Here is a 12,387-nt window from a genome sequence, read left to right as displayed (position 1 = left end):
AATAAACCAGATAGAACTCCCATTCACTCCCCGGTGTAGATGTTGAAGAAGGGTGCGGCTCTCCTAACAATACTGGTGCTTGCGGGGCTGGTTGCGAACGCGCCGGTATCGATGGCTCAGGGCTCCAACCCTGTGCAGGTAGAGACGATTCCCAACCCGTACCTTTACATTAATGAGACTAACCAGACCATCATAATTAACACTACCTACTACGAGATAATTGTAGGCAAGACCTCCCACACTGTTACCGCAATATACTCGCTCAAGGACACGAACCCCCCGCTGGAGGTCAACCCGGCAAGCCTGCCAGCCCTAGACGTCATCTACGTCCAGAATGGTGAAGTCTATAGAGTTAACTGGACAAACCACCAGGTAATCCAGAGATCCCAGGACCTCGTAGAGGTAGACCTAACCGGGCAGGTTAGCAATGGAACACTTACCCTAAGGCTCATAACTGGCAGCCTAAAGCCGTACATTGACGTCGTACTCACCGCCCCCCAGGGGCCTACAATGTACTATCTAGCAGTCCCGGTTAGCGAGAACATATCCGGGAGATGGGTGCAAGCAGTATCATATTACTCTGGTGAAACCCTATTATCTCAGGTTATGAACGTCTCACTAACCTCCACAGGCCTAGGACTAGACTCGATAGCACTCCTAGGCCTCACAGGTCCGAACGAGACAACCCTAAGCTTCATAGCGGGATACTCCAACCTGCCAGGCTACCAGAGCCCCGCCGAGGCGGGAGGACTCTACCCAAGCCAGCTCGAGAAGAACCCATACAATTCCACCGAGGGCTACATACTGTTAACCGCGGCCTACCCCGGCGGAGCACCCCTCCTAGCAGGAGTAAGACTGGTTCTAGCCAAGTACGATCCCTTCTCAATCCTAGCCTCGGGACTCGAGGAGCCGGTTAAGGCAGCATACCCCGGCGCCGCCGACGACTTCAGGGCAGTGATATACTCTAAAGACCTCCTCAGCCAGCTGAATAGGACCATAAATGTGATCCGAGAGAGGCTGACGAACCTGACCGAGGAGAACGAGAACCTCACAAAGAAGCTCTCCGAGTACCAGGGCTGCGAGTCATACTGGAAGAACGAGGTGAAGGTTAGAGACTATCAAATCGATAGACTCAACAGCAGGCTGCAGAGAGAAGGCGCATTGGCGGTTGCAGTATTCTTAGTGGGTGTAATACTAGGCGTTGCTGGAGGATACTATGTAGTAGGGGTTCAGAGAAAAAGAATTGTTTCCAAGAGAAGGAGATAGCCTATCTGCTACTCCTCTATAGCCAGTAGCCTGATTAGGCCCCCGATATCCTCTATCTTCTCGAGATTCCATGCGCGGAGTAGGAACTCCTTCGCCCTCTCCTCGTCAACGTACCTTGTGACTAGGCGGAGGAACTTCTCCTCGACCCCTCCCCTGTCTAGCGGGTTCTTGAAGTGGCCTGGCGGGTAGATGCTCTCCTCAGTGATCGTCTTGCCGTCCTTGAACTTTACTGTGATCCTGTTGAGTATGCCTTCTGGGTAGATCTCGTCTGCCTTAGGGTCAACCTCGACCTTCATCTTCCCCATAAGCTTCCTTACATCGTCTGCCAGGTACCGTTCGGGCTTGAAGGTATCCAGCCAAACCTTCCCGTCTATGAGGGCTCGCAGCAACTATGTATGGGAGGCTGTGGTCCGCGGTCTCCCTTGTCTTCGGATCCCACTTCTCCGGGTCCTTTACTATGATCTTGTAGCTCACCGTGAACGTGTCGATCCTGACCTCCTCCACCTGGTCGGGGTCGATCCTGCCAACCTTGTCAACTATTCTAAGAGCCGCTTCAACCGCTGACATAGAGTGGTACTCTACCGGCCAGTATTTGATGCTGGTCCTCATTATCCTGTACTGATGCTTCCCAAGCTCTGGCAGCTCGAACTTATCTCCACATAAGGCTACGTTGAAGAAGCCGAACTCTCCCTCGAATACGGGTGAGGGGCCAGTCATACCCTTCCATGCTAGCAGGGCGGAGAACAGGCCGTTTCTCGATGCGTGGGCCGCGGCGCACCCCTTCCACATGGAGAGCTCTCCAGCCCTGGTCTGCCTTAGGGCGAGGCTCGTGTTAGTCGCAATATTCACCGCCTGCTCGAGCTTGTCGGCGTCTAGCCCTAGTACTTTCCCGGCCCCCACAGCGCTTCCTATGTTAATGTAGACTGTGTGGTCGAGCCCCCTAGACCTTACACTGTACGCGTCTGCAAGCGCTCCTATAACCTCGTAGGCGGCTACTATCCCCTCGATTACTCTCTCGGCCGGTGCATCCGCTATCTCGGCGGCTGCGATAACGGCGGGTATAGAGTCGCTGGGGTGGAGGGCCTCCTTGGATAGGTAGGTGTCGTTGAAGTCGAAGTACCTGGTTGCGCATCCATTAGCGAAGTCCGCGTGGTCGGCGGCTGCGAAGCTCCTCGTACCCCATAGGGTTGCCCTTATACGCGAGCCCGCAGTCCCCCTGGCCACGCTCCTAGCTATACTGACCGGCTCCTCCCTGTAGGCTCCAATAGCGACTCCGAGGCTGTCAATGAACCTCTTCTTAACCTCCTCGACGACTTCGGCGGGGAGCTGGTCGTAGGAGAGCGAGGACGCCCACTCAGCGATCCTCCTAGCAATGGTCTTCAAGTTAAGATCACCAATAGACAATAGCCCTTTTAACGGAATATAACGTTACTATGCCTTCCCATAAATTATCCTAGCTACGTAGATCAATACAACCATTAACCCTCCAATAGAGTCTTTATGAAACCCTGGAGGCATGTGAGAGTTGCTATGGCATGCTAAATACCCCTTCACCGTACGCCTCGAAGACTACGCTAGGAAGGAGGACTACCACGGGCCCGTGGAGGAGCTTCTCGAGTCCGATGAGGCACTAGAGCTCGCGGAGAAGAGGCTCGATCAGGCCCTCACTCAGGAAAAGAATCGGTCCAATGAAAGCATTGGAAGGACTGCCTGGGAGGAAGTGCTCTCATTCCACGCCGCCCTAGCAGCAGCTGCTAAGTCAGGGAGCCTCCGCCTCCTCAGGAGGCTCTCCAAGTTCGAGGCTGAGAGGGCTAGGATGCTGCTCGATGGGGAGACTGCTGAGGGATTAATAACTCTAGCAAAAAGGCTGGGCTTAAGAGCCTCCTATTCGCAAGAGTCCCCCCTCACTATAAACTGGCTGTATAGTGAGAGGAGGGGAGTGCTGCCGCGAATGCTCCACTACTCCATGCCGGTGAGCGATTACCTCCAAGTAGCCAGCAGGCTTGAGGACCCCTACTGGAGGCTGGTCAACTCCCTACTTCTCGGGGGCAGAGTCTACATGGATGCTCCCACATTCAAAGAGCTCCTAGCCGCCCGGGTGATGCTGCACGTAGAGGATCTGGCGGAAGATTATGCCGAGCTAGAGCTACCGAGGCTATCAGAGCTTGGGCGTAGGATGGCCTCCAGGCTCGAGTGGGGAGTGCTGGGGGAGTTCGACCCAGACAGAATCCCGGGCTGCATAGGGGAGATCCTGGAGAGAGCTAGGGTCCAGGCATCTATTACTCCCGAGGAGTTCTATACGATTGCAACTTTCCTAGCAAACACTAACGCCCCGAGAGAGTATGTTGAGGAGACCCTATACTCTATAGGCTTCCGCCCCAGGAGCGTTGCGACAATCCTAGCCGAGGCAATACTGGACGTGGGGAGAAAGTACAAGCCCTACACCTGCAAGGTCTTACTGGAGAAGAACCTGTGTAGAGAGTGCCACGGCAGGGGCCCCCTCGCCATCTACTGGTCCATTATCCGCAGGGGCCGGGGTCGGTGAGGAGAGAGTCCACGAGTAGCCTAAGCCTCCTCCTACCCTCCTCGACGGTGGCGTTAGCCCTCCCCGCTAGGGCTTCTAGGTAATCCCTACCCATCCTGACCACCACCACCCCGCCAACTATGAGTGGAGCCGACAATTGACTGGCGCTCATGATCTCCACGACGCTGCCGCCGGGACCCCCATGCGAGATGACCCCGCTGTGCTTGAACCCGCTCTCCCTAGCCTTGCCTAGCAGGTGGAGTGCACAGTCCAGGCTGCTAGTCCTTGCATGGAGGATTGGGCCTGTTGCTTTAAGCCAGAGGTCGGTGAAACCCCTGGACATTACCCTGAGTATTGCTTCCGGGGTTATCCTTGAATGCGTCTTATAGGCTATTCTGGAATCTTCGTCTCTACCCCAGTGGAAGGGTCCCTCTACGAGGGCGACCCTCCCTATACAGCTGCTCGTGGTGGCAACGCCCTTAAGGGAGTTCAGGGACTCTAGTATGGGGGCGATGCCCACATCTAGGTAGCCGATGTCCCGTTCAACGAGTATCGAGTTTACTGAATCCTCCTTCACTCTAGCCCAAGGCTTCCTCCTTGACACTCTCTACCACCACGTCTACTACAGTCTGCAGGGTCCTGGGGCCGACGGGTCGGACTCTCCTAGACCCCACCACCTTATACCTCACTCCTAGAGCTTTCAGCGCTTCCCCGACAAGCCGCTCGGAGGTCTTAAGCGGATCGGTCCCTCTAGGATAGTGGACGTGTAGGTATACGTGTACAGTGCCTCTCCCCCTAAGGGCCTTTACAGCGTATGGTAGGTACTCTAGAGCGAGCTCGGGGAGGGGCATCAATACCCTATCAGCGACTCTTACAAGCCTCTCCTCCACCACCCTCGCCGCATCCCCTAGTATAGGGACTACTACATCCTCTACCCTGTTGAGCCTTACATTCTCTACCATGAACCTGTAGGCGTCGGGGTTGACATCGATACTGTAGACTGTGCGGGGCCTCGACTTGCATGCGGCTATGATCGAGAATAACCCTGCGCCCGCGAACATGTTCACCACAACCTCTCCTGGCTCCACGAGCCGAGCGATCCTGATGTGCTCGTAGTTCAGGCGGGGCGTTATGAACACCCGGCGGATATCGACCCTAAACCGGCACCCGTGCTCGACGTATACAGTCTCGCTTCTAGGCTCGCCTGCTAGGTGGATGAACTCCCTAGTCTTATAGGGTCCCTCGACGGGAGAGTACGCTAGCCACACGCTCTTAATATAGGGGAGCCTCCTGACTAGCTCCGCTGCGACGCGCTTGAGATCCTCTAGGTCAACCCCTCCAGTAAAGGGCCTCTTAATGACGGCTATATCTCCGATAATATCAATCCTAGACCATACTAGCCTAGCCTTCTCTCCCCCCAGCACCTCCTCCGCTATGCGGCGCAACAGCCTATTAGCCACCGCTAACGCATCCCTATAATGGCCGGATATACCAGCGGGGCCCGATAAAAGGTAACTGGGGTGTTCTACGGTGGGCGTCGACGAGGTCATGGCTCAGGCGGGGGAGCTGCTTGATAAGGCTAGAAAGCTGCCGAAGGAGCTGGCAACGGTCTTCCAATATTTCTACAAGAACATCTCAGTTGGAGACCTTAGAGCGTTGAAGGAGCTGGAGCGGATAGGGGTCAAGGATCCCAAGGAGAAGATCGAAGCCTTGATCGAGATGGGTCTCCTCGAGAGGGGGCACGATTGCTATAATCTAGCTAAGCCTCTGAGAGAGTATATTTTCAGGAGGGGCCGTTAGCGGGGATCTCGACCTCACTCGAGACGAGCCTCGTTTCCCCCAGCCTCCTCCAGATCAACCTTATGCTAGCTCTCGAAGGCCTTATCGGTAGCCTCGACACGTCGAATTCTAGGGTGAACTCAGCCTTCCCTCCAGGCTCCACTGGGGGGAGAGTTTTCCTCGCAAGCCTCGCCCCCAGTGCTAGGACTACTAGCATTGTTGAATCAAGCACATCATCCCCCACGTTCTCCACCACCCCTCTAACAGTAATCTTCGACCCTTCAGCCTCCACGCTCTCTATGTATAGTCGGGGCTCAGGGGCGGGAGCTAGGATCTCTGCTGCGATAACCTCGGTGAGGACCGCTATTCTGGGATAGAATTTGAAGCCTGGATCAATGTATTTGAGGTAGACTGGGACAGGCGACCCCGTGTAGCTGAACGACGCCTCAATGTAGTGTGCCCCCTGCCCTACCGCCCTCTCAGGCTTCGACCCGCCAGCTACCAGCTCGAACGCGGAGTCGTGGTATGGTGAGTGAACTAGTACTCCCGCAGTCCTCTTACCACCGAACCCCCTCCCAAGGTTAGCGTCGACCTTGTAATGGTCCCCCGGCTCCATGGCGACTGCTCCAGTATAATAGGAGACAGAGTACCTGGCCTTCTCGTTCTCGAACCTAGCGTATAGGAGGGCGTCGGCGATCCTTATCGGGTGGACTGCGTCCCTGAACACAAGTATCTTATGGCTCTCCTGCCTCACAACCCTCCCCGCCAGGACTGGCTTTACATCATAGATTGCCTTCATATAGTACCCGTCATCCGTCTCAACCATGAACTGGGGCCTCAGCTCCCTGGAAACAGATACCCCGTCAACCACGAGCTTCCATGATATAGGAGGCCTGGTCTCCCTATCGGTGAAGACGCCTATAGAGAGAAGTAGCCTCTCCACGCGCTGCCCAGCGACAGGCAGGTTAAGCCACAGTGCACCCTTAGAGGAAGCCCCAGGGCCGGAGCCAACCTTAGGCCCTCCCAGGGCATACCCCCAGGCGGGCACACCGCGGCCCTGGACCTCCTCCACTACCTCGAGCCTTCCCGTCACCATTACCCTTCAACTCCCCCTTCTTAAACACCATGATATCCGTGGATAAACATGCTTTCCCTGAAATTAATCCCACCATGAACCCCTAGGCGGGTGGGGGTCCCTAACCCATAGCATAGGCGTCCAGCGGCCGGCGCAAGGCTTCTCATCAAGCTTTACAAGATCATACCTGCAGTACCTCTCATAGATTACCCTTAGTGCCTCGTCAAGCGTGAAGGGGTCGAGCCCGGCCTCCAAGGAGACCATCCTGTAGGCGGCGTATACATACTCTCTCAGCACCCTATCGGTCCACGGATCCAAGGGGATCCCTGCAGCGATTCTCTCCAATAGATCCACGTCAACACCTACAAGCCCATACCTTACAGCGAGGCCCATGAGGGCTGAATCTACTGAGACCCCTGCATTCCAGAGGTCATGGGCTGGGAGGATGCCTAAACGGTACATGCGGGAGGCTAGCCTGTAAGCCTTCGAGAGGGCGGGGGTGCGGTAGGCTTGGAAGTCCTGTATCCTGTCAAGGAAGCCCCCGTTCTTGTGGCGGAGCATTCCGTGAGACTCTACCACTATAGCATAGTAGGAGCCCGAGTAGAGTTCCCTAACCTTAATGGCGATGTCTCGGAGGAGCATAGCTCTAAGCTCCGGGTCTGGAAGCCTAACGCCGCTCCTCCCAGCTATGGTGGAGAGCCTTGCTCCATTTATTCCAGCTAGCTCGCCGGGCCTTCCCCCTCCCTCCACTACTAGATCCCACAGCGCGGCTGAGAGACGCCTCCTATCATCGGCCTCCAGCCCATAATCCACAGCGTAGAGGAGGATAAGGTATGCGGCCGCCTCCTCCCTAGTGGTCGATGCCGGCAGGCTGGGTTGGCGATCCGGGAGCCCCTCCAAGGATATGGATCTGGCTAGGATTGCAAGGCTCTTAACAGCATCCTCGTCTACTGAGAGGTCTAGGGGCAATGGGAGGGACCCTCCCCCTCCACCCTTACAGTAGTATGATTTTCCTAGTATTATCCTCGGCCATCACGTAGACCTTTCTCCTAGACAGCATCCTTAAAGCGATACCATCATCATAGACCACGCCGTGATCGTAGAGTGAGCCTGGGGGAGGATACACTGTCAGGTAGCTGCCTACCCCCTCTAGACTGGTATAGCTTAGCCCGTAGGAGCCTACGTATGTGTCTACTTTGCCAGAGAACGCCACATCCCTTGGCCTCTCAACTCCCTGGAGGGGGAATGCTAGGTCTATGTATACGATCTTCCACTCGCCCCGGCCTCCTTCCACGTATTCCCTCATACCTTCGTATAGTCCCTCGATCCTGATCTCTCTCGGAGAGAAGGCTATCCTGGAGTTGGCGGCCTCAACCATCAAGTCGCCTCTCTCCTCGTAGACTATCAGGTATCCCTCCCCCCACTTGAAGGAGACCCTCTTCAAACCTCATCCTCCACGACACCAGCGGTGGGGGTGGGCAGGTTAATGAATCCCCGCTGGCAACTTATTCGAGGGGTGAGGGTAGTCGGGCTTGGATGAGGCGGTTATAGTAAGGTATGCGGAGATAGCTGTGAAGGGGAGGCATACCAGGCCGAGGCTCGAGAAGCTGCTTGCAACCCATATAATGGAGGCCCTTGAGAGGCATGGTGTCTCTGGCCAGGTTAAAAGGGAGCCGGGGAGGATCTTCATACTGGAACCCAGCGATGCTAGGAGTGCTGCTGAGGCGGCTTCACGAGTATTCGGTGTAAAATCAGCATCCCCCGCGAAGGTAGTGGTTTTCCAGAGCCTGGAAGAACTAGTTGAGAAGGCGGCAAGCTACTTCGCTCAAAGGGTTAGGGGGAGGGAGTTCAGGGTTACGGCGCGCAGGACTGGATCCCATGACTTCACCAGCCTAGACGTTGAGAAGCTGCTCGGTGCTAGGCTCCTCGAGCTTGGAGCGGGGAGGGTGAACCTCCATACTCCCGAGTACATCGCTTACGTCGAGGTGAGGGGGGACAAGGCATACCTCTACGACGAAGTGATCCAGGGTCCCGGCGGGCTCCCGCTTGGGAGCGAGGAGCCCTCGCTAGTCCTTTTCAGCGGGGGCTTCGACTCTACGGCCGCCGCCTGGCTTGTTATGAGGAGAGGGTCCCCCGCGGACCTTGTATACTTCGATGTTGGAGTCGAGGAGGCGAGGGAGAACATGTATAGGGCCGCCTCGGAGCTGGCTAGATTATGGGTCTATGGGAGGAGGCTCAACCTATACATTGTTGACTTCCGCGACGCCGCGAGGAGTGTTAGCTCGCTCGTGAAGCCCAAGTATAGGGTTCTAGTCATGAGGAGGCTTATGGTGGAGGAGGCTGAGAGGATAGCCCTGGAGAACGGCTATGAGGCCCTCGTTACCGGGGATAGTATAGGCCAGGTTGCAACCCAGACTATCCGGAATATGAGGCTGATCGGCTCCCGGCTGAGGCTCCCAGTCATCCGCCCAGTCTCCGGTATGGATAAGGATGAGGTCATGGAGCTTGTACGGAGGATCGGCCTCTACGATATAGTTAGCAGGCAGATCGAGGCCTGCAGGATAGGAATCGATCCCACTCCCCGAGGGGATCCCAGGGTGTTTGAGGAGGAGCTAGCGAAGGCCCGCGGGAGTTATAGGGTTGAGGTGAGGGTATTGAGACTGGGCGGATGAGCGCGTGTTCACGCCCGAACCCTTATCAGCCCGGGGATGTGGAGGCCCTCGATCAGCGACGCTCCAGGATCCTTAGCCCTGCCCTGCGCGCCTCAGAGAAGTGCTTCTCCACAATATACAGGTGCTCCCCCTGATCCACGAGGATAGCGTCTCCCACCATCAAGGTCTCGAGCCTAGCCCCCGAAGAGTATATCCTCCTCAAAGCCTCCTCTCCAGCCCTGTCCAGGAACATCCCCGGAGGCCTAGAGGCGTCGTACACTGCTATCTCCGCCCTAGCATCCCTCTCTATAACCGCTGGGCCGAGGCCTATCGCCCTCCTCAGCCTGTTGCTCTCCTCCAGGGGGTCCCCCTCCAGCCTGGTATAGCTCAACCTATGATATAGTGCGAGGACTCTCTCGCCCCCCGTAAAGCCCGAGTCACCCCTAACCTCTACAATGCCGTCCCCTTCACAGTCCTCCCCGTAGACTGGTACCACTCCCGGGGGCTCTCCTGGAGGCTCGCCGAGGCAGGAGGGGTAGGCTAGGCTATACACGCCCCCGATCATGGAGCGAAGGGTGTTTGGGAGCTCTATGCTGGAGTACTCGGTTATAACATGGCCTACCCCTGCCATGTGAGCCTCGTATATGGCTGGGAGTGACAGGGTAGCTGCTAGTGATGGCGGAGTCTCCTGGTAGAAGCGGGCCCTCTCCCCCAGGCTTAAGCGTCTTATCCTCACCGGGTAGGCGGGGGCGTCTATTACAGCGGTTAGGCTTGGAACTATGATCCTGCCCTGACCGCCTAGCACTAGATTCACGTAAGTATAGTCTTCTGGGACCGGGCTAGGCCCGTAATCTATGATCTTCCCGTTCTTCACGTAAACATAGCCGTCCCTTATGATCTCGCGGCCCGTGTAGAGGACCGATCCAGTCACTAGCACGTCGAACAAGGGCATCCACCACTATTAAGGGCTCGTCAACATGAGGGTGTGATAAGCTTATACGCTCCAGACTCCGCCCGGGTATGATCCCGGGACACTGGTATAGGATCGACGCCCCCGGGGATCGCGTTTGGACGGCAGGGAAGGAGTATATGTGGTCGACATCGACGCAGTCGTCGATGGGAGTGCTAGGCGGCTCATAGGCGAGGGCAGGATAACTGGAAGGATACTGGTCCACAAGGCGATAATAGAATACCTGTACTCTGAGGCTAAAAAGGGCCTCTCCCATGGATTCACGGGGCTAAGCGAGCTCTCCAGGCTCATAAACTCCTCAGGCGAGATCGTAGAGGTTGCTGTCGTAGACGATGAGACAAGGTATCCGAGGGAGCTCAGCCTAGACCTTGTTAAGAAGCTTGTAAGGGACTATGCCTGGAAGACTGGAGCCGCCTTGATAACGAGTGATAAGGTGCAGGTTGAGGCCGCGAGGGCTATGGGTATACCTGTAGTCTCTCCGGCTGGGGCTAGAAGGGGCAGGTTGAAGCTTGAGGAGTTCTTCACCGATAAGACTATGAGCGTCCACTTGAAGGAGGGGGCTCCTCCACTAGCGAAGATCGGGAGGCCTGGAAAGTGGGCGTTCGTTGCGATATCAACCGAGCCCCTATCTAGGAGGGAAGTAGAGGAGATCGCTAGAGAGGTTATAGAGGCCGCCTCCCTCCAGGAGGATGGATTCGTAGAGATAGATAGACCCGGATCAACCATAGTCCAGCTCCACGACTATAGGATAGTGATAACTAGGCCGCCTCTAAGCGAGGGCTGGGAGATAACTGCTGTGAGACCCGTTGTAAAGCTTAGGCTAGAAGACTACAATATCCCAGAGAAGCTCTTGAACAGGCTCATGGAGAGGGCTGAAGGCATACTCATAGCCGGAGCCCCTGGGATGGGTAAGACTACTTTCGCCCAGGCCCTAGCAGAGTTCTACGCCAGCAGGGGGAAGGTTGTAAAGACTATAGAGTCTCCCAGGGACATGAGGCTCCCGCCTACGGTGACACAGTACTCTAAGAACTACGCTGACCTCGGAGAGCTCCACGACATACTCTTACTCTCCAGGCCAGACTACACCTTCTACGACGAGCTCCGCAGCGACGAAGACTTCCAATTATACGTTGACCTGAGGCTGGCGGGAATCGGTATGGTTGGCGTTGTACACGCCACGACGCCTATAGACGCTATCCAGAGGTTCATTAGGCGAGTAGAGCTGGGAATGATCCCGAGCATCATAGACACAGTGATATTCATAAACGAGGGTAGGGTTGACAAGGTCTATGAGCTCTCAATGACTGTTAAGCTCCCAACAGGCCTACGGGAAGCCGAGCTGTCAAGGCCTGTGGTTGAGGTGAAGGACTTCCTGACGGGAGAGCTAGAGTATGAGATCTACACGTTCGGAGAGCAGACCATGATCGTCCCAGTTAAGGAGAAGGGGAAGAATCGTGCGAGGGAGTTGGAGAAGAGGATACTAAAGATCATACCCGACGCTACAGTGGAGGTTGAGGACAACATTATCATAGTAAAAGTCCCCAGGTATAGTCCAAAGCTCACTGCTAGAAGGGTTAAGAGGCTGAGGAGGCTCGCTGAGAAGGCAGGTTACGAGTTGAGGATAGTGCCCTTCTAACCAGTCCACTCAGTAATCCTCCTAGACTTGGGGAATAGAATCTCATCGAAAACCTCCAGCTTCAACCCCGACTCCGGCGACTCGATCCTAGCGCTCCCCGCCTTTGTATAATCTAGGTCGTCAAGCTTGTGGATCCTCCACCCTAGGCCAGGGATCTTGGCAGCGATAATCGCCTGGCCCCCCGCCCGAGAAGCAAACTCTCTAAGCCCTCTAACCTGCCTCTCCGGCACGTAGAGGACCTTACCTCTCCTAGCCTTCTTAACCTCTATGACGAGCACAACCCCATTCTTTATCGCTACTAAGTCGGGCTGATACCTCTTCCTCGCACCAGAGCCGCTAGAAGGCCCCCTGACTACGGCGTAGCCCATCGACCAGAGAGTGTTTGCCAGCTCATTCTCGAGCCTAGAAGCGATCGCCTTACCGGGGACCCCTGCCAAGCCTGGATTCCTCCAGAAATACAGGGTATCTGCACGGCGATTATATCTT

Annotated in this window: 14 protein-coding genes; 5 read left to right on the top strand and 9 right to left on the bottom strand. The window is 55.9% G+C overall.

Annotated features, from left to right (window positions below; genetic code table 11):
• Positions 1-42 precede the first annotated feature (42 nt).
• Complete coding sequence (locus tag ACZ47H_RS06520; protein WP_464932884.1) at positions 43-1,266, top strand: hypothetical protein; 1,224 nt, start codon at positions 43-45, stop codon at positions 1,264-1,266.
• Between the two features lie 8 nt (positions 1,267-1,274).
• Here ACZ47H_RS06520 and ACZ47H_RS06515 read toward each other — a convergent pair whose 3' ends face one another.
• Positions 1,275-1,655, bottom strand: a complete 381-nt coding sequence (locus ACZ47H_RS06515) for a hypothetical protein (protein ID WP_464932883.1) — start codon at positions 1,653-1,655, stop codon at positions 1,275-1,277.
• Positions 1,546-2,649 (bottom strand): MmgE/PrpD family protein, encoded by a 1,104-nt coding sequence (locus ACZ47H_RS06510; protein WP_464932882.1) that lies wholly within the window; start codon positions 2,647-2,649, stop codon positions 1,546-1,548. The genes ACZ47H_RS06515 and ACZ47H_RS06510 overlap by 110 nt, the downstream gene beginning before the upstream one ends.
• 142 nt (positions 2,650-2,791) lie before the next feature.
• On the opposite strand from ACZ47H_RS06510, the gene ACZ47H_RS06505 reads away from it, so the two are divergent.
• A complete protein-coding gene (locus ACZ47H_RS06505) occupies positions 2,792-3,811 on the top strand; it encodes a hypothetical protein (RefSeq protein ID WP_464932881.1) in 1,020 nt (339 codons plus the stop codon).
• On the opposite strand, the gene ACZ47H_RS06500 is transcribed toward ACZ47H_RS06505, so the two are convergent.
• Positions 3,786-4,394 carry a tRNA-wybutosine modification methyltransferase TYW3 gene (locus tag ACZ47H_RS06500; protein WP_464932880.1) on the bottom strand — a complete coding sequence of 203 codons (609 nt, stop codon included), beginning with the start codon at positions 4,392-4,394 and terminating at the stop codon, positions 3,786-3,788. The two genes, ACZ47H_RS06505 and ACZ47H_RS06500, sit on opposite strands and share 26 nt — an antisense overlap.
• Positions 4,369-5,250, bottom strand: coding sequence for a class I SAM-dependent methyltransferase (locus ACZ47H_RS06495; protein WP_464932879.1), 882 nt, complete (start codon positions 5,248-5,250; stop codon positions 4,369-4,371). The genes ACZ47H_RS06500 and ACZ47H_RS06495 overlap by 26 nt, the downstream gene beginning before the upstream one ends.
• Before the next feature lie 70 nt (positions 5,251-5,320).
• Here ACZ47H_RS06495 and ACZ47H_RS06490 point away from each other — a divergent pair, with 70 nt between their 5' ends.
• Positions 5,321-5,590, top strand: a complete 270-nt coding sequence (locus ACZ47H_RS06490; protein ID WP_464932877.1) for a PolB1-binding protein PBP2 family protein — start codon at positions 5,321-5,323, stop codon at positions 5,588-5,590.
• Here the strand turns inward: ACZ47H_RS06490 and ACZ47H_RS06485 are convergent.
• The 3 genes from ACZ47H_RS06485 to ACZ47H_RS06475 all read right to left on the bottom strand — a co-directional run bounded on the left by ACZ47H_RS06485 (position 5,574) and on the right by ACZ47H_RS06475 (position 8,088).
• Positions 5,574-6,665, bottom strand: coding sequence for a hypothetical protein (locus ACZ47H_RS06485; protein ID WP_464932876.1), 1,092 nt, complete (start codon positions 6,663-6,665; stop codon positions 5,574-5,576). The two genes, ACZ47H_RS06490 and ACZ47H_RS06485, sit on opposite strands and share 17 nt — an antisense overlap.
• 63 nt (positions 6,666-6,728) lie before the next feature.
• Positions 6,729-7,613, bottom strand: a complete 885-nt coding sequence (locus tag ACZ47H_RS06480) for a hypothetical protein (RefSeq protein ID WP_464932875.1) — start codon at positions 7,611-7,613, stop codon at positions 6,729-6,731.
• 25 nt (positions 7,614-7,638) lie between these two features.
• Entirely contained in the window at positions 7,639-8,088 is a 450-nt protein-coding gene (locus ACZ47H_RS06475) for a hypothetical protein (protein ID WP_464932874.1), read from the bottom strand.
• Positions 8,089-8,176: 88 nt separating this feature from the next.
• Here ACZ47H_RS06475 and ACZ47H_RS06470 point away from each other — a divergent pair, with 88 nt between their 5' ends.
• The gene (locus tag ACZ47H_RS06470; RefSeq protein ID WP_464932873.1) at positions 8,177-9,316 is read left to right on the top strand and encodes a tRNA sulfurtransferase; all 1,140 of its coding nucleotides are present in this window, start codon (positions 8,177-8,179) and stop codon (positions 9,314-9,316) included.
• Positions 9,317-9,368: 52 nt separating this feature from the next.
• Here ACZ47H_RS06470 and ACZ47H_RS06465 read toward each other — a convergent pair whose 3' ends face one another.
• Positions 9,369-10,241 carry a hypothetical protein gene (locus ACZ47H_RS06465; protein ID WP_464932872.1) on the bottom strand — a complete coding sequence of 291 codons (873 nt, stop codon included), beginning with the start codon at positions 10,239-10,241 and terminating at the stop codon, positions 9,369-9,371.
• Between the two features lie 121 nt (positions 10,242-10,362).
• Here ACZ47H_RS06465 and ACZ47H_RS06460 point away from each other — a divergent pair, with 121 nt between their 5' ends.
• Positions 10,363-11,901: a PINc/VapC family ATPase gene (locus ACZ47H_RS06460; protein ID WP_464932871.1), complete on the top strand. Its 1,539-nt coding sequence runs from the start codon at positions 10,363-10,365 to the stop codon at positions 11,899-11,901.
• Here ACZ47H_RS06460 and hjc read toward each other — a convergent pair.
• On the bottom strand, positions 11,898-12,338 hold the full coding sequence (gene hjc / locus ACZ47H_RS06455) for a Holliday junction resolvase Hjc (RefSeq protein ID WP_464932870.1): 441 nt from the start codon (positions 12,336-12,338) through the stop codon (positions 11,898-11,900). The genes ACZ47H_RS06460 and hjc overlap by 4 nt on opposite strands.
• Positions 12,339-12,387 lie beyond the last annotated feature (49 nt).

The sequence above is a fragment of the Thermodiscus maritimus genome, assembly GCF_055382595.1.
This window is presented reverse-complemented; position numbering and strand designations above follow the sequence as displayed.

Coding starts and splice junctions, on each gene's coding strand:
- ACZ47H_RS06485 (WP_464932876.1), bottom strand. CDS start 6,665: ATGGTGACGGGAAGGCTCGAGGTAGTGGAGGAGGTCCAGGGCCGCGGT.